We start from the raw sequence: 14,171 nt of genomic DNA on the forward strand, positions 1-14,171 counted from the left end.
GCTTACCAGTGGCGTTCAAGATAGAGCACGGCCGTGACGATAATCGCCACAAAAATCAGAAAGATAAGTGTGATAACGCCTATCTCACTCATGACCGTCCCCGCGGCACCAAAACAGATTAAGCGTGGATTAAGGCCATTTTGCGCGGTATAGGAAAATCGGGTGAATTTGCGGAAAGAGGATGCGGCTGCATCCTCTGTGCAAAGCGGGTAGGCGCTTATTCAGAAGAGATTAACGCAGGTAATCGCCCGCGGCTTCTGGCTGGTAGAGCAGCTCCAGCACTTCCAGATGGGTCGAGGCACCGCCCGGCAATTCCCAGTGGATCGTATCCCCCGTACGCAGCCCCAGCAGTGCGGCACCCACAGGGGCCAGAACAGAAAGCTGTGCGCTGCTGTCGGTCATCTGAGCGGGGTAAACCAGCGTACGGGTCAACTCTTCACCGGTGGTCAGGTTGCGGAATTTCACCTGGCTGTTCATGGTGACCACGTTATGCGGCATCGTCTCAGGCGTGCACATCTGTGCCCGGTCGAGCTCCTCATTCAGGGCGTCGGCCACGGGGAGCGAGGCGAACTCCGCTTTTTCCAGCAGCCTGTCGATACGTTCTGCGTCGAGCTCATTGATGATAATGGTAGGTCTGGACATTTTTTACTCCATGTCGTTAATGCTGCGTCTTACGCAGAAACTGATCCAAAAGAAAACCCTCGCCGTCTGGCAGCGAGGGTTTAACTCTCCCGATGATACTGGCTGAGCGCGCAAGTTTGAAGTGATGAAAGTCACATTCATGGGCCATATGAATTTTGCTGAAATTTATTCAGTCTTCATTCCTGGCGGAATACGTTACGCTGAGTGTCCTGAATCCGGGCGTTGCCCGCCAACGAGAGAGAATTATGTACTTCTATCAACCGTCTCAGGGACACGGCCTCCCGCATGACCCGCTGAACGCCATTATTGGTCCGCGTCCGATAGGCTGGATCTCCTCATGCGATAAGGCCGGTCAGCTGAATCTCGCACCGTACAGCTTCTTTAACTGCTTTAACTATCGCCCACCGATCATCGGCTTTTCCAGCAACGGCTGGAAGGACAGCGTGCGTAATATTACTGAGACAAAAGAGTTTGTCTGGAATCTGGCAACGCGCGATCTTGCCCAGGCGATGAATCAAACCTCCGCGATGCTTCCCCACGATCGGGATGAATTTAGCTTTGCCGGGCTCACGCCAGCGGCCAGCCAGCTGGTGAACGCCCCTCGCGTTGCAGAAAGCCCGGTGAATTTTGAGTGTCGCCTGTCGCAGTGCATTCAGCTGACGGGGGCTGACGGTACGCCGGTGGACACGTGGCTGGTGCTGGGGGAAGTGGTCGGTATCCATATTGCCGAAACGCTGCTGGAAGAGGGGATATACCAGACGGCGAAAGCGCAGCCCATCCTGCGTGCGGGTGGGCCGACGGCGTACTATGGCATCAGCGATGAAAACCGGTTTGATATGGTGCGCCCAACGGTGGATCAGTAGCCGGCTTTATCAATCACAAATTGTTTACCGCAGTTACCCGGATGTGGCTGCGGGGCAAATGAGGTCGCAGAAAGCGGGTTGTTAATGGTGTCTGCCTTCAGCGAAATCTGCATCTCGGTCAGATAAGCCGGGTTGCCGCTGCAGGTCAGCTTGAACGCTTTGACGTTCTCGTTGCCCCAGCTCCTGGCCACGGCACTGTCAAAATCGCTGCGAGTGACGGTTTTCCCGTAGTGACCGGCAAGGAATTTACCGACCGCACTGTTTTTAATTTCCTGATTCATCCGCACCATCGTGCCGAAATAGGCATCGGGATCGAAACCAAAGCAGACGCCATGTTTAGCGTATTCGTAACGCTCCAGGCAGGAGTTACCGCCCGCGCCCGGCATCACGTCGTTGAGCTTTGCGGCAGCGGAAAGCGACAGCCCGGTTTCGGCAGCTTCGCATTTGCGGCTGGCCTTCACTTCCGGCATGTTCGGAATGGGGCGCGTGGCGCAACCAAAACGCATCCAGCGACGCTCATCTACCCCGCGTGCGGCAATGGATTTCGGCAGGCCGGGCCATAACCCGTGAACGGTCAGAAAATCGGCTTTATTTTCGCGCTCTTTTTGCAGGCGACATTCGTCAGGTTCATTGCGGTTGCGCTCGACCATGCTCTGGCAAAACCCGGTTTGCCAGGACAGAGCCAGCACATAGCGATCGAAATCGCCATACTGGGTTGCCTTGAGCGGTTCTGCCTGTGTGGAGAAGACACAGAGTGCAAGCGCGATTGCGCCGGACGGGATAACAATATCCTTCCTGAACATATGATTTCCTGATCGAATGAGCGTGATTAATTTCTGGGGGTTATTAAAGCACAAAAAGCGCCCGCAGGCGCTTTCTGGATATCCCTAATTTAGGTTAGGCTGCGCCGGGAACCAGCACCTCCGTGGCGATAATTACGATAATTAGCCCAACCAGAACGGGTACGGAGGTGCGTTTTACCACTTCGAATGGGGAGATTTTTGCCATCCCGGCAACGGCAACCACCACGCCTGATACCGGGGAGATGGTACGGCCCAGGTTTGACGCCTGCAGCATGGGAATGGAGAGATAGGCAGGGTTAATACCGGAGGAGTGAGCCAGTTTCGGGATCATCTCAACGAAAGCGTAGAAAGGCGCATTACCGGAACCGGTGGTCATCGCCGCCAGCATGGTGAGTACCACCAGGACCAGCATCAGGATAATACTGGCCGATCCGAACGAGGTGGCGATAGAGATCAGGCTCTGGATAAAGCCGATGGTGCTCAGACCCTGAGCAAAAACGCCCGCTGCCACCAGCAGCATCACCACGCCAGCGAAGGCATCCGCCATGCCGCGATAGGCCACTTCCAGACCCGAGAACACCTTTTGCGTGTTAAAACCACGCACAAATTCCAGCACGGCAGCCAGCAGCATGCAGATCACCAGAATGGTGATAATGTGCAGCTGCGGGCCCCATTTGCCGTCAAAAATCAGCACCCCAATAATCGGCGTGAAGGGCAGAATGGCATAAAACGCGGGAGCGGTGGTGGTGATTTCACTCACGTCCATCATTTCATGGCTGATGTTTTCTTTCTTATCGAGATAGCGCTGCCAGAAGAAATGCGCGATACCCATGCCGACAATGGCAACAATGGAGATCGGCAGCGTGGTTTTAAAGGCGAAGTCGATGAGCGACATCTCCGCAGCCTTTGCCGCCAGCACGACGTCGCCGGAGGTCGGAGAGAGAATAATCGCAGCCGGAGACGCGCAAATGGCTGCTGCCGCGCCGCGGCTGATACCGACGTTCACCATGACCGGGAACAGCGTGGCCATCAGCAGTACGCCAAGTCCGGTAGCCGACGAAACGGCCAGTGACATCAGGCAGGCGAGGAAATAGGCGGCGACCATCAGCAGATACGGCGAGTTGATGTATTGCAGGGGTTTGGAGGCAAGCTTAACGACCATGTCGTTGGCGCCGATATGAGTCATGTAGGCCGCAAAACCGCACAGCATCATGATCATCATGCCCAGGTCACCGCCGCGGCTCATGAGCAATATTTTAATATATTCCACAATATCGGTGGCGGTGTAACCGGTGCTGGTTGCGCTGGCAGGCAACACCTGATGCCCCATCAGTGCGCTGATAATCAGCAGCGTTAAACCGCCAACAAATAATACGCCCGTGGCCGAGTAGCCTTTAATGATGTAGCGTGCGACACCGACAATGACGACGACTCCAATAAGGAGCTCGAATAACGTAAGCATGATTTCCCCTGTATCTCTGCTGCTATGGAGCACAAAAAATCAATAAAAAAAAGAAGGATGAAAATGTGCCGAATAAATGGCCTGTTCTTGCTGATTAAAATCAATAAACAGACGACTAGAGAGCAGAACAACCGTGTTTTTGCCATGGCTCATACATTTATGCCATGCGGGTCTTGACCGTCAGAAATAGCGCAATATGTCCTTACAATGATAACAGATTGTTAATATTTTGTATAATGCGGCATGCTACTGATAAAGAAGGTGAAACAGGCTAAAGGCCCACCCTGTATGTGCTTATTCGACCTTACTGTCCGGTTTTATTAAGAATATTCCCGGAAAAAGGCCGAATAATTAGGAATAACGCTGATGCCGTTAAGCTTTGATTCAACTATTTTATGGTAAACTTTGCCTCGAATACTAAGAATGGTAATTGCATTGTGATCGTACGTAATACATTTTTCTCAATTTTATTGTTTATTTTTGGGCAGTTAACGTTTTCTTCTGTTGCACAGGCAGAGGACAACGCGACGGATAAAGGATGGTTCTCAACCTTTACGGATAATGTCTCCCAGACCTGGACGTCGCCGGAACATTATGATCTCTATGTTCCGGCAATAACGTGGCATGCGCGTTTTGCATATGACAAAGAGAAGACCGATAAATACAACGAGCGTCCGTGGGGCGCGGGTTTTGGTCAGTCGCGCTGGGATGAAAAGGGAAACTGGCATGGCATCTATCTGATGGCCTTTAAAGACTCCTTTAATAAATGGGAGCCGATCGGAGGCTACGGCTGGGAGAAAACCTGGCGCCCGCTAGCCGACGAGAACTTTCATGTTGGGTTAGGCTACACCGCGGGGGTCACCGCGCGTGACAACTGGAATTACATTCCGATCCCGGTGCTGCTGCCTTTGGCTTCTATCGGCTACGGTCCCGCAACGTTCCAGATGACCTACATTCCGGGCACGTATAACAACGGTAACGTTTACTTCGCCTGGATGCGTTTTCAGTTTTAACTGAAAAAACGTCATAGTCTGGTGAAAAAACGTGCAGGCGTTGATTCATAAACGATAAAAATCGGCCAGTGAAAATTAACGCGACTTTAGTCACTTTTTATCAAAGATCCGCTGGACAAAAGGTCTCACAATTGATGTACTGGTAACCGACACAGCATTTGTGTCGTTTTTTAATGTAAAGGTAATTTTGATGTCTAAGATTAAAGGTAACGTTAAGTGGTTTAATGAGTCCAAAGGATTCGGTTTCATTACTCCTGAAGATGGCAGCAAAGACGTGTTCGTACACTTCTCTGCAATCCAGTCTAATGGTTTCAAAACTCTGGCTGAAGGTCAGCGTGTAGAGTTCGAAATCACTAACGGTGCCAAAGGCCCTTCTGCTGCTAACGTAATCGCTCTGTAATTCAGACGCGTCAGCAAGAATTTCAAAACCCGCTCATTGAGCGGGTTTTTTTCGTTTTGAATCAGCCAAGCAGATACATTTTCAGGAAGCTTGCAACGATCAGCATGCTCAACAACACCATGCCTGCGCTCATCAGACTCTGTTTCATTCTGTCACCCTCGTTCAGTACTGCACTCAGAGTGACAGAGAAAAATTAAGCCAACATTAACGGTCCGTCTGTTAATGCGTGCTTGCGGAGGAAAAGAGCCAAAATGCGATCCCCGTCATCGCAAACGAGCCGAGCATGTTAATTGCGATATTTGCCAGCGCCCAGCCGATACGGCCTTCCTGAAAGAGAAACACCACTTCCGCAGAGAACGTCGAAAAGGTGGTTAATCCGCCGCAGAATCCGGTGGTAATCAGGACTTTCCACATTGGGTCAATGTGCGTCATTCGGTTAAACCAGGCCAGCCCCATGCCAATGATAAAGGCACCAATCAGGTTTGCAGCCAGTGTCCCCATGGGAATCGCCTGATGCAGCGGGTTAAACCGCATACTCAGAAACCATCGCGCAACGCTACCCGTTCCCCCACCAATAAAAACGGCTAAAAGTAGTTGTAACACGCTAAATACCTGCTATTTGATGTGTAAGAGAAGCGAGTTTAACGCCGTTTATGATGAGGGGACAAATATGTATGTTGCGGTAGGGCAATTTGCGGTCACGCCAGACTGGCAGGCGAACGCGATAACATGCGTCAACCTGATGATGCAGGCCCGGCAGAAAGGCGCATCGCTGCTGGTGCTCCCCGAGGCGCTGCTGGCCAGGGATGATAATGATCCGGATTTATCGGTGAAGTCCGCGCAACCGCTGGACGGTGAATTTTTACAGCAACTGCTTGCCCAGAGCATGGGCAATACGATGACGACGATCTTAACGATCCATGTTCCCTCCACGCCGGGCCGTGCAGTGAATACGCTGGTGGCGATTCGCGGCGGAGCCATTGTCGCACGTTACGCCAAGCTCCATCTCTATGATGCGTTCAGCATTCAGGAGTCGCGGCGCGTTGACCCCGGAGACAGTATCCCACCGCTTCTGGAGATTGACGGATTCAAGATCGGGCTGATGACGTGCTATGACCTGCGTTTTCCGGAGCTGGCGCTCCATCTGGCGCTGCAAGGGGCGGACGTACTGGTACTCCCTGCCGCGTGGGTCAAAGGACCGTTAAAAGAGCACCACTGGGCAACGCTGCTGGCGGCACGCGCGCTGGATACCACCTGCTATGTTGTTGCTGCAGGAGAGTGCGGCACGAAAAACATCGGGCAAAGCAGGGTGGTCGATCCGCTGGGTGTGACGATTGCCGCCGCTGCGGAAGCGCCGGATTTGCTGGTGGCGGAGATAAACATAGACAGAATTGCGCTTGCACGTCAGCAATTACCTGTTCTTCGCAATCGTCGGTTTGCGCCACCGCAATTATTGTGATGTTTTTTTCAACAATGCTTGATTCACCTTGTTACAGATTGCTATTGTGTGCACGCGCTAAATGACCGTTAATACAATCAGGTTTTGGCGCTGAATGCAGCCTGTTTTAAGTAAAGAAGGTATCTATGGGTGAGATTAGTATTACCAAACTGCTGGTGGTTGCCGCACTGGTCGTCCTGCTGTTTGGTACCAAGAAGTTACGCACGCTGGGTGGTGACCTGGGGGCTGCCATCAAAGGCTTTAAGAAAGCGATGAACGACGATGATGCAGCCGCGAAGAAAAGCGCTGAGGATGACGTCCCGGCAGATAAGCTTTCTCACAAAGAGTGACAGCAACGCCTGAGGGCATGCGAAAAAAAACCGGCTCATGAGGCCGGTTTTTTTGTATTACTGTAAATGAATATTACAGCTTTATTTAACTTCTTCGCCTTTAGCCTGCATATCGGCATGGTATGAGGAGCGAACGAATGGGCCGCAGGCTGCGTGGGTGAAGCCCATCGCCATCGCTTCGGCTTTCATTTCATCAAACTCGTCCGGGCTCACGTAGCGCTGTACAGGCAGGTGGTGACGGCTTGGCTGCAGATACTGGCCCAGGGTCAGCATGGTCACACCGTGGCGGCGAAGATCGCGCATCACCTCGATGATTTCATCGTTAGTTTCACCCAGACCCACCATCAGGCCTGACTTGGTCGGAATATGCGGATGCGCTTCTTTGAAACGCTCCAGCAGTTTCAGAGACCAGTTATAGTCAGCGCCCGGGCGCACCTGACGATAGAGACGCGGCACGTTCTCCAGGTTGTGGTTAAACACATCCGGTGGCGTCGCGGTCAGGATATCCAGCGCACGGTCCATACGGCCGCGGAAGTCAGGCACCAGCGTCTCGATTTTGATGTTTGGGCTTTTCTCGCGAATGGCCGTAATACAGTCAGCGAAGTGCTGCGCTCCGCCGTCGCGCAGATCGTCACGGTCAACGGACGTGATAACCACATAGCGCAGCGCCATGTCGGCGATAGTCTGCGCCAGCTTCTGAGGTTCGTTAGCATCAGGTGCGACCGGACGGCCATGAGCAACATCGCAGAACGGGCAGCGGCGGGTACAGATAGCACCCAGAATCATAAACGTCGCGGTACCGTGATTGAAACATTCAGCAAGGTTCGGACAAGAGGCTTCTTCACAAACGGAGTGAAGGCCATTCTTGCGCATCGCCGCTTTGATCCCCTGGATACGCGAAGAGTCGGCCGGAAGTTTGATTTTCATCCATTCCGGTTTTCTTAACAGCGCCTCGCGCTCTGTAGCCACGTTTTTAACCGGGATAAGGGCCATTTTATCGGCATCGCGGTATTTAACACCGCGTTCCATCACAATGGGTTTACTCATAGCGTGCGTGTTCCAGTTGCGAATATCGAAGGAAAGCGTTTCAATTCAAGGGAATGTTGTATTTATCAACTATTTTTGAACGAACGACAGGCAGTATATCATTGAAACGGTCGTTAAAGCAGCCTGCCAGATCGCCAATTTGTAAAATAGTTGTTGTTTTGTGCCTTTTGCCCTGCCTGTCACAGGGGCTTATGCTGGCTCAACCTGTCAGAAGGCCTGACGGATAATGCGGATGACGTTTTCCAGGACCGGATCGCGCAAACTCAGCTTGTTGTAATGCAGTGAAATCTCAACTGATTCCGCATTAAGCTGACTGAGGGGAATGCTGTCCAGCGGCCAGCACTTCTGGAGCAGGTTATACAGGCGTGATGGCATCACGCACAGCATATCGCTGCTGCCGATCAGAGAGGCGGTGGTGAACATATTGTAACTGCTGAAGCTGATCTGACGTTCCGGGAAAATTTCATCAATACGCTGACGAAGGGCATGGTTAGATTGCCCTTCGGTCATAAAAGACGAGTGGTCGTAGTTGCGCAGGTTTTCGAGGGTCAGCGGTTCGCTGAGAACCGGATGCTGCTGCCGGCAAACCAGTACCAGGTTGTCCGTATAAAGCACATTTTGCCCCAGCGCTCTGGCGCTGAAGCTGCCGCTTTCAATAATCAGGTCCGTCTGGAACTGGGCAAGCTGAACGTCAGGTTCATGGAGAGGCACATTGCGAAGCAGGAGCTGCGGAGCATGCTCTTTCACGGCCTGGAAGATCGCAGGCATGACCAGCACACCCACCGAAGGGGAACAGCCGATGGTGATGGTTCTCTGCTTATCGTAGCTCCCGGTTAAATCCAGTGCGCCCAGAATCGACTCCAACCCCTGGCTGATGTACTCATGGAGATGCGTGGCGTAGGCCGTCGGCGTTACCCCCTGACCCTTACGGATAAATAACGGGTCAGGAAATATAGCGCGTAGCTTTTGGATGGACTGGCTAATTGCTGATGGCGTGAGATTAAGAATTTTCGCAGCGTTAACGATACCCTTATGGACATATACTGCCTCAAAAATAGTCAGTAAATTGAGATCAATATTACGTAAAGTCCGAAAAATTTGCGGCTTGTCTTCGCCACCAGGTTCATTCAGTCGTTTGGCTGGTAAATTATTATACTCCACGCTTTCACTCCGTATACATTCACAATATGAATGATAGTTGAATTTATTTATTATGCTTGTAGAGATTCGTAAAGTGTTGGTTTTGTTTCACTTGTTTATCAAAAGCAAACACTTGTGTGATAATTGCTCACGTTACTTATGCCGTGTTTGCCGTGCTTGCTGGAGGCTAAATAATATGTAGCGGTAATATTCGGGCGCTTCGAAAATATAGAATCTGTGGATTATTGTAAAGTGCAAAAACGGTAAATAAACGGTGGCCCGCCAAATTAGCGAGCCCTGTTGTAGGATATATTAAGCAGGGATATATTCGTGCGGGGGATTGTTAAGTAGTGCTAACACGTTCTTCAAAAGCACGGGACGAATAGTGTCTGGCGTAGCGGTTTCAACCCACTGGCGCACTTGCGTCATTTCCATACCGGCGTAGCCGCAGGGGTTTATGCGCTGGAAAGGGGCAAGATCCATATTAATATTCAATGCCAGGCCGTGGAATGAGCAGCCTTTACGAATACGCAGCCCCAGAGAGCAGATCTTCATTTCCCCAACGTAAACCCCAGGCGCATCGGCACGCGGATGCGCATCAATACCATATTCCGCCAGCGTGTTGACGACGGTTTGTTCCAGTAGGGTAACCAGGTCACGGACGCCCAGCTTTCTGCGCTTCAGATTGAGCAGGACGTACATCACCTGCTGCCCGGGCCCATGGTACGTGACCTGGCCGCCGCGATCGCTCTGGATAACCGGGATATCGCCCGTCATTAATAAATGTTCTGCTTTACCCGCCTGACCCTGCGTAAAGACCGGCAGGTGTTCGACCAGCCAGATCTCATCGGGGGTTGTATCATCGCGTGAATCGGTGAAGTCATGCATAGCCTGGGAGACAGGCTCGTAAGGTTGCAGCCCGAGGTGACGGACCAGAATTTTATCCTGATACAAAACTGCGTCTCCGAAGACGAGGGACAAAAGGTATGCGGGAGTATATCACAGCGGGGAGAGGGGTTACCCGACAAACCGGGTAACCGCAAAGGGACTACAGCACCATACGAACGATTTCGATATTGCCGAGCTCTTCGTACAGCGTCTCAACCTGCTCAATGTGTGTCGCAGTGATGGTAATAGAAACCGAGTGGTAGTTGCCCTTGCTGCTTGGTTTTACTGACGGAGAGTAGTCACCCGGCGCATGGCGCTGTACCACTTCAACCACCTGATCAACCAGCTCAGGTTTCGCCAGACCCATTACTTTGTAGGTAAATGGGGTAGGGAATTCAAGCAGTTCGTTAAGTTTGGTTTTCATGTCAGCTCCGGCGTAACGTCAAAAAATAATAACTCCCACGTCAGGTGGGAGTTATCAGGATACTTAGTATATGGGGATCAAAATCACACTTTCAAGTGTTCGATTTTTAACCAAACCAGTGGTGGAACATCAATTTAATGTAATCAATGATTTTGCCGAAGAAATTGCCTTCAGGAATTTCTTGCAGGACCACCAGCGGACGCTGATCGATCGTTTTACCATCCAGCTGGAAGTTGATGGTACCCACAACCTGGTTTTTCTGCAGCGGGGCGTGCAGCTCGGTACTGTTCAGTACGTAGCTGGCTTTCAGATCCTTCATACGACCGCGCGGAATGGTCAGGTACAGGTCTTTATCAACGCCGAGAGAAGCACGGTCGTTGTCACCGAACCAGACGGGTTCAGACGCAAACTCTTTGCCTGCTTTCAGTGGATTCACGGTTTCGAAGAAACGGAAGCCCCAGGTCAGCAGCTTCTTGCTTTCTGTTTCACGGCCTTTAAAGGTGCGACCCCCCATCACGGCAGAGATCAGACGCATCTGGCCTTCAGTGGCGGAGGCGACCAGGTTGTAGCCCGCTTTGTCGGTGTGACCGGTTTTGATGCCGTCAACGTTCAGGCTGTTATCCCACAGCAGGCCGTTACGGTTGGTCTGACGGATACCGTTGAAGGTGAACTCTTTCTCTTTATAGATAGAGTACTCATTAGGGACATCGCGGATCAGCGCCTGACCAATCAGCGCCATATCACGTGCGGAGCTGTACTGACCGTCTGCGTCCAGGCCGTGTACGGTCTGGAAATGGCTGTTTTTCAGACCCAGTGCGTTCACGTAGCTGTTCATCAGGCCCACGAAAGCATCCTGGCTACCGGCGGCGAAATCGGCCATCGCCACGCAGGCATCGTTACCCGACTGCAGGTTGATACCGCGAATCAGCTGGGAAACAGGAACCTGCATACCCGGTTTCAGGAACATCAGAGAGGAACCTTTAAAGACCGGGTTCCCGGTCGCCCACGCATCGTTACCGATGGTGACCAGATCCGTTTCTTTGAATTTACCTGCCTTCATCGCCTGGCCGATAACGTAGCTGGTCATCATTTTGGTCAGGCTGGCCGGGTCACGGCGGGCATCGGCATTCTGTTCTGCCAGCACTTTGCCAGAGTTGTAATCGATCAGGATGTAGGATTCCGCGTCGATTTGCGGAACGCCAGGGATCATGGTCTTGATATTCAGGTCATCGGCGTGAGCTGCAGAGAGCGCAGCCGCGCAAAGGGCCGTGGTCAGCGCCATGCGCTGCACAAAACGAGCAGAAAAAGTGGTCTTCATGGTCAGAACTACGACATCCGTGATGGAATTAAAAAAAGTGCCTTACTATAGCAAATGCTATTCAGGCAGGCATCCGACTTTAAGCATGAGTTTGTGAATGTGTTTTACACAAACTGACAATTCGGATACCGCCGGTTAATTATTTCGCAACAGCGATAAATGACTGAAGCTGAGCTTCATTCTGCAGACGCTGCTGCAGGGAGGCTGCCTGCGATTTGCTGGCAAACGGCCCCATCTGAATGCGCCAGACCGCACCGTTCTGCTCAACGCGTCCTGGTACGCCAAACTGCTGGCTCAGACGCTGTTGATACTGTTTGGCCCGGGCCTGATCGCTCACTGCGCCGACCTGAACCACATAGCTGCCGCTGGCCGCTGTTGGAGCCGTCACCGCTGCACTTTGCGTGGCCGCGGGCGCCGTTACGGGAGCCGACTGGGTCGCTGGCGTAGCAACGGGAGCGGGGGCTGGGGTAGGCTCACTGCCTTCCAGCACGCCCGAGGCTAAGGTCGTCGGTGCGCCAAGAAAGCCGCTACTCTTTACCGGTGCGCCCGTTGAATCGTCGCTTTGCAGCGTGTCATTGCTGATTGGGCGTATTTCTCCCCCCGGCTGAGCAGGCTCGGCCGGAGAAGAGACGCTGCCCATTCCGCCGTCAAGATTTGGGCGGTCGGGCAGGGCATAGGTCTGTTTCGCCACCGTCGTACACGCGGTACCTGGCCCGGACAGCGAACCATCCTGTGCCACGATAATCGGGTCAATACGGACTTTGGTGTTGTTTGAGGTATTCAGACGATCGGCTGACGCGCGAGACAGGGAGATCACCCGGTCATTTCCGTACGGGCCGCGGTCGTTGATACGCACGACAATCATACGGCCGTTTGCCAGGTTGGTGATGCGGGCGTAGCTCGGGATCGGCAGCGTTGGGTGTGCCGCCGTCAGCTGCATCGGGTCGAACGTCTCCCCGGAGGCCGTCAGGTTACTGCCTGGCTCGGCATCGTAAATGGCGGCAAAGCCCGCCTGACTGAAACGGGAAGGATCCTGAACAATTTTATAGCTTTTGCCGTCGCGCTCGTAATCCTGATTGGCACTGGCATTCAGCGGTTCATAAACGGGATCGGCACCGCTGATTTCAACGATTGGGCCATTACACACCGCAGGCTGCGGCGGCGCGACGGTTGCCTGTTGCTGACCATCATCACTTGTGCAGGCCGCAAGTAAACTTGCCGCAATGCAGATCCCCAGCCACTGCTTACGCATTCCGATCCCCTTATTTTTATACGCTTTTTGACAACATTTTTCTGTGGGTATGGATCGACATCACGATACCAAACCCGGCCATCAACACGATCAGTGCCGAGCCCCCGTAACTCACCAGCGGCAGCGGTACGCCTACCACCGGCAGAATACCACTCACCATACCAATATTTACGAAGACATAAACGAATAAAATCAGCATCAACCCGCCAGCCATGACGCGACCAAAGGTCGTTTGCGCGCGTGCTGCAATCCACAATCCCCGCATGATCAGCAGAACGTATAGCGCCAGGAGTATTAAGATACCCACCAGCCCCAGCTCTTCCGCCAGTACGGCAAAGATAAAGTCGGTGTGGCGTTCCGGTAAAAATTCCAGCTGCGACTGCGTACCGTGCAGCCAGCCTTTCCCGCGCAGGCCGCCGGAGCCAATCGCAATCTTGGACTGAATAATATGATAGCCCGCGCCCAGCGGATCGGTTTCCGGATCGAGCAGCATCATGACGCGCTGGCGCTGGTAATCGTGCATCAGGAAGAACCAGAGAATAGGGATGAACGCCGCTATCAGCACCACCGCGATACCAATCAGGCGCCAGCTCAGGCCCGACAGGAAGAGGACAAACAGACCGGAGAGCGCGATAAGGATTGAGGTGCCAAGGTCAGGCTGTGCCGCAACCAGCAGCGTTGGCAGGAAAATCAGCACCAGCGCGATGGCGGTATTCTTCAGAGACGGCGGACAGACGTCGCGGTTGATAAAGCGTGCCACCATCAGTGGCACGGCGATTTTGGCAATCTCCGAGGGCTGGAAGCGGACAATACCCAAATCCAGCCAGCGCTGCGCCCCTTTTGAAATGGCACCAAACGCATCGACCGCAACCAGCAAAATAATACAGAAGATGTAGAGATAGGGCGCCCAGCCTTCGTAAACGCGCGGCGGGATCTGCGCCATCACCACCATAATGATCAGGCCCATGGCGATCTGGCCGATTTTGCGCTCCATCATCCCGATGTCCTGGCCGCTGGCGCTCCAGATAACCAGCGCACTGTAAACCAGCAGAGCCAGCAGGATCAGCAGCATGGCTGGGTCGATGTGGATTTTGTCCCACAGCGATTTTTTATTTGGATTATCCGTCATGA

The 14,171-nt window shown here is 52.8% G+C and carries 17 protein-coding genes; 5 read left to right on the top strand and 12 right to left on the bottom strand.

Features of this window, described 5'->3' with window-relative positions; translation table 11 throughout:
- Window positions 1–2: 2 nt before the first annotated feature.
- Both yldA and rnk read right to left on the bottom strand, forming a co-directional pair.
- Window positions 3–92, bottom strand: coding sequence for a small membrane protein YldA (gene yldA, locus V1572_RS08775; RefSeq protein ID WP_008501020.1), 90 nt, complete (start codon window positions 90–92; stop codon window positions 3–5).
- A gap of 139 nt (window positions 93–231) precedes the next feature.
- On the bottom strand, window positions 232–642 hold the full coding sequence (gene rnk, locus V1572_RS08780; RefSeq protein ID WP_045261020.1) for a nucleoside diphosphate kinase regulator: 411 nt from the start codon (window positions 640–642) through the stop codon (window positions 232–234).
- A 245-nt stretch (window positions 643–887) separates the two neighbouring features.
- On the opposite strand from rnk, the gene V1572_RS08785 reads away from it, so the two are divergent.
- Complete coding sequence (locus V1572_RS08785) at window positions 888–1,505, top strand: flavin reductase family protein (RefSeq protein WP_048226075.1); 618 nt, start codon at window positions 888–890, stop codon at window positions 1,503–1,505.
- On the opposite strand, the gene rna is transcribed toward V1572_RS08785, so the two are convergent.
- Window positions 1,499–2,308, bottom strand: coding sequence for a ribonuclease I (gene rna, locus V1572_RS08790; RefSeq protein ID WP_048226076.1), 810 nt, complete (start codon window positions 2,306–2,308; stop codon window positions 1,499–1,501). The two genes, V1572_RS08785 and rna, sit on opposite strands and share 7 nt — an antisense overlap.
- Window positions 2,309–2,402: 94 nt before the next feature.
- On the bottom strand, window positions 2,403–3,770 hold the full coding sequence (gene dcuC, locus V1572_RS08795) for an anaerobic C4-dicarboxylate transporter DcuC (protein ID WP_048026951.1): 1,368 nt from the start codon (window positions 3,768–3,770) through the stop codon (window positions 2,403–2,405).
- A gap of 395 nt (window positions 3,771–4,165) precedes the next feature.
- Between dcuC and pagP the strand changes: the two genes are divergently transcribed.
- Both pagP and cspE read left to right on the top strand, forming a co-directional pair.
- Window positions 4,166–4,783 (top strand): lipid IV(A) palmitoyltransferase PagP, encoded by a 618-nt coding sequence (gene pagP, locus V1572_RS08800; protein ID WP_080474221.1) that lies wholly within the window; start codon window positions 4,166–4,168, stop codon window positions 4,781–4,783.
- Window positions 4,784–4,973: 190 nt separating this feature from the next.
- Window positions 4,974–5,183, top strand: a complete 210-nt coding sequence (cspE, locus tag V1572_RS08805) for a transcription antiterminator/RNA stability regulator CspE (protein WP_002439184.1) — start codon at window positions 4,974–4,976, stop codon at window positions 5,181–5,183.
- Window positions 5,184–5,402: 219 nt separating this feature from the next.
- On the opposite strand, the gene crcB is transcribed toward cspE, so the two are convergent.
- Window positions 5,403–5,786, bottom strand: a complete 384-nt coding sequence (gene crcB, locus V1572_RS08810) for a fluoride efflux transporter CrcB (protein WP_024907010.1) — start codon at window positions 5,784–5,786, stop codon at window positions 5,403–5,405.
- A 67-nt stretch (window positions 5,787–5,853) separates the two neighbouring features.
- Between crcB and V1572_RS08815 the strand changes: the two genes are divergently transcribed.
- Window positions 5,854–6,642, top strand: a complete 789-nt coding sequence (locus tag V1572_RS08815) for a deaminated glutathione amidase (RefSeq protein WP_045909594.1) — start codon at window positions 5,854–5,856, stop codon at window positions 6,640–6,642.
- Window positions 6,643–6,767: 125 nt separating this feature from the next.
- Window positions 6,768–6,971 (top strand): twin-arginine translocase subunit TatE, encoded by a 204-nt coding sequence (gene tatE, locus V1572_RS08820; protein ID WP_023310742.1) that lies wholly within the window; start codon window positions 6,768–6,770, stop codon window positions 6,969–6,971.
- An 81-nt stretch (window positions 6,972–7,052) separates the two neighbouring features.
- Here the strand turns inward: tatE and lipA are convergent, their stop codons facing one another.
- The 7 genes from lipA to mrdB form a co-directional block, all read right to left on the bottom strand.
- On the bottom strand, window positions 7,053–8,018 hold the full coding sequence (lipA, locus tag V1572_RS08825; protein WP_013097595.1) for a lipoyl synthase: 966 nt from the start codon (window positions 8,016–8,018) through the stop codon (window positions 7,053–7,055).
- Between the two features lie 207 nt (window positions 8,019–8,225).
- Window positions 8,226–9,179, bottom strand: a complete 954-nt coding sequence (locus V1572_RS08830; RefSeq protein WP_395299880.1) for a YbeF family transcriptional regulator — start codon at window positions 9,177–9,179, stop codon at window positions 8,226–8,228.
- A 291-nt stretch (window positions 9,180–9,470) separates the two neighbouring features.
- The gene (lipB, locus tag V1572_RS08835; protein WP_248220961.1) at window positions 9,471–10,112 is read right to left on the bottom strand and encodes a lipoyl(octanoyl) transferase LipB; all 642 of its coding nucleotides are present in this window, start codon (window positions 10,110–10,112) and stop codon (window positions 9,471–9,473) included.
- A 94-nt stretch (window positions 10,113–10,206) separates the two neighbouring features.
- Window positions 10,207–10,470, bottom strand: coding sequence for a DUF493 family protein YbeD (gene ybeD / locus V1572_RS08840; RefSeq protein WP_003858718.1), 264 nt, complete (start codon window positions 10,468–10,470; stop codon window positions 10,207–10,209).
- Window positions 10,471–10,576: 106 nt separating this feature from the next.
- The gene (dacA, locus tag V1572_RS08845; RefSeq protein WP_008501035.1) at window positions 10,577–11,788 is read right to left on the bottom strand and encodes a D-alanyl-D-alanine carboxypeptidase DacA; all 1,212 of its coding nucleotides are present in this window, start codon (window positions 11,786–11,788) and stop codon (window positions 10,577–10,579) included.
- 139 nt (window positions 11,789–11,927) lie between these two features.
- Complete coding sequence (gene rlpA / locus V1572_RS08850) at window positions 11,928–13,040, bottom strand: endolytic peptidoglycan transglycosylase RlpA (protein WP_048026954.1); 1,113 nt, start codon at window positions 13,038–13,040, stop codon at window positions 11,928–11,930.
- 16 nt (window positions 13,041–13,056) lie between these two features.
- Window positions 13,057–14,169: a peptidoglycan glycosyltransferase MrdB gene (gene mrdB, locus V1572_RS08855; protein ID WP_008501037.1), complete on the bottom strand. Its 1,113-nt coding sequence runs from the start codon at window positions 14,167–14,169 to the stop codon at window positions 13,057–13,059.
- Between the last annotated feature and the right edge of the window lie 2 nt (window positions 14,170–14,171).

The sequence above is a fragment of the Enterobacter quasiroggenkampii genome (genome assembly GCF_043972695.1).
Lineage (GTDB): Bacteria > Pseudomonadota > Gammaproteobacteria > Enterobacterales > Enterobacteriaceae > Enterobacter > Enterobacter quasiroggenkampii.

Excerpts from the sequence above, each read along its gene's own strand:
- yldA (WP_008501020.1), bottom strand. The coding sequence starts at position 92 with ATGAGTGAGATAGGCGTTATCACACTTATCTTTCTGATTTTTGTGGCG.
- rnk (WP_045261020.1), bottom strand. The coding sequence starts at position 642 with ATGTCCAGACCTACCATTATCATCAATGAGCTCGACGCAGAACGTATC.
- V1572_RS08785 (WP_048226075.1), top strand. The coding sequence starts at position 888 with ATGTACTTCTATCAACCGTCTCAGGGACACGGCCTCCCGCATGACCCG.
- rna (WP_048226076.1), bottom strand. The coding sequence starts at position 2,308 with ATGTTCAGGAAGGATATTGTTATCCCGTCCGGCGCAATCGCGCTTGCA.
- dcuC (WP_048026951.1), bottom strand. The coding sequence starts at position 3,770 with ATGCTTACGTTATTCGAGCTCCTTATTGGAGTCGTCGTCATTGTCGGT.
- pagP (WP_080474221.1), top strand. The coding sequence starts at position 4,166 with ATGGTAAACTTTGCCTCGAATACTAAGAATGGTAATTGCATTGTGATC.
- cspE (WP_002439184.1), top strand. The coding sequence starts at position 4,974 with ATGTCTAAGATTAAAGGTAACGTTAAGTGGTTTAATGAGTCCAAAGGA.
- V1572_RS08815 (WP_045909594.1), top strand. The coding sequence starts at position 5,854 with ATGTATGTTGCGGTAGGGCAATTTGCGGTCACGCCAGACTGGCAGGCG.
- tatE (WP_023310742.1), top strand. The coding sequence starts at position 6,768 with ATGGGTGAGATTAGTATTACCAAACTGCTGGTGGTTGCCGCACTGGTC.
- lipA (WP_013097595.1), bottom strand. The coding sequence starts at position 8,018 with ATGAGTAAACCCATTGTGATGGAACGCGGTGTTAAATACCGCGATGCC.
- ybeD (WP_003858718.1), bottom strand. The coding sequence starts at position 10,470 with ATGAAAACCAAACTTAACGAACTGCTTGAATTCCCTACCCCATTTACC.
- dacA (WP_008501035.1), bottom strand. The coding sequence starts at position 11,788 with ATGAAGACCACTTTTTCTGCTCGTTTTGTGCAGCGCATGGCGCTGACC.
- rlpA (WP_048026954.1), bottom strand. The coding sequence starts at position 13,040 with ATGCGTAAGCAGTGGCTGGGGATCTGCATTGCGGCAAGTTTACTTGCG.
- mrdB (WP_008501037.1), bottom strand. The coding sequence starts at position 14,169 with ATGACGGATAATCCAAATAAAAAATCGCTGTGGGACAAAATCCACATC.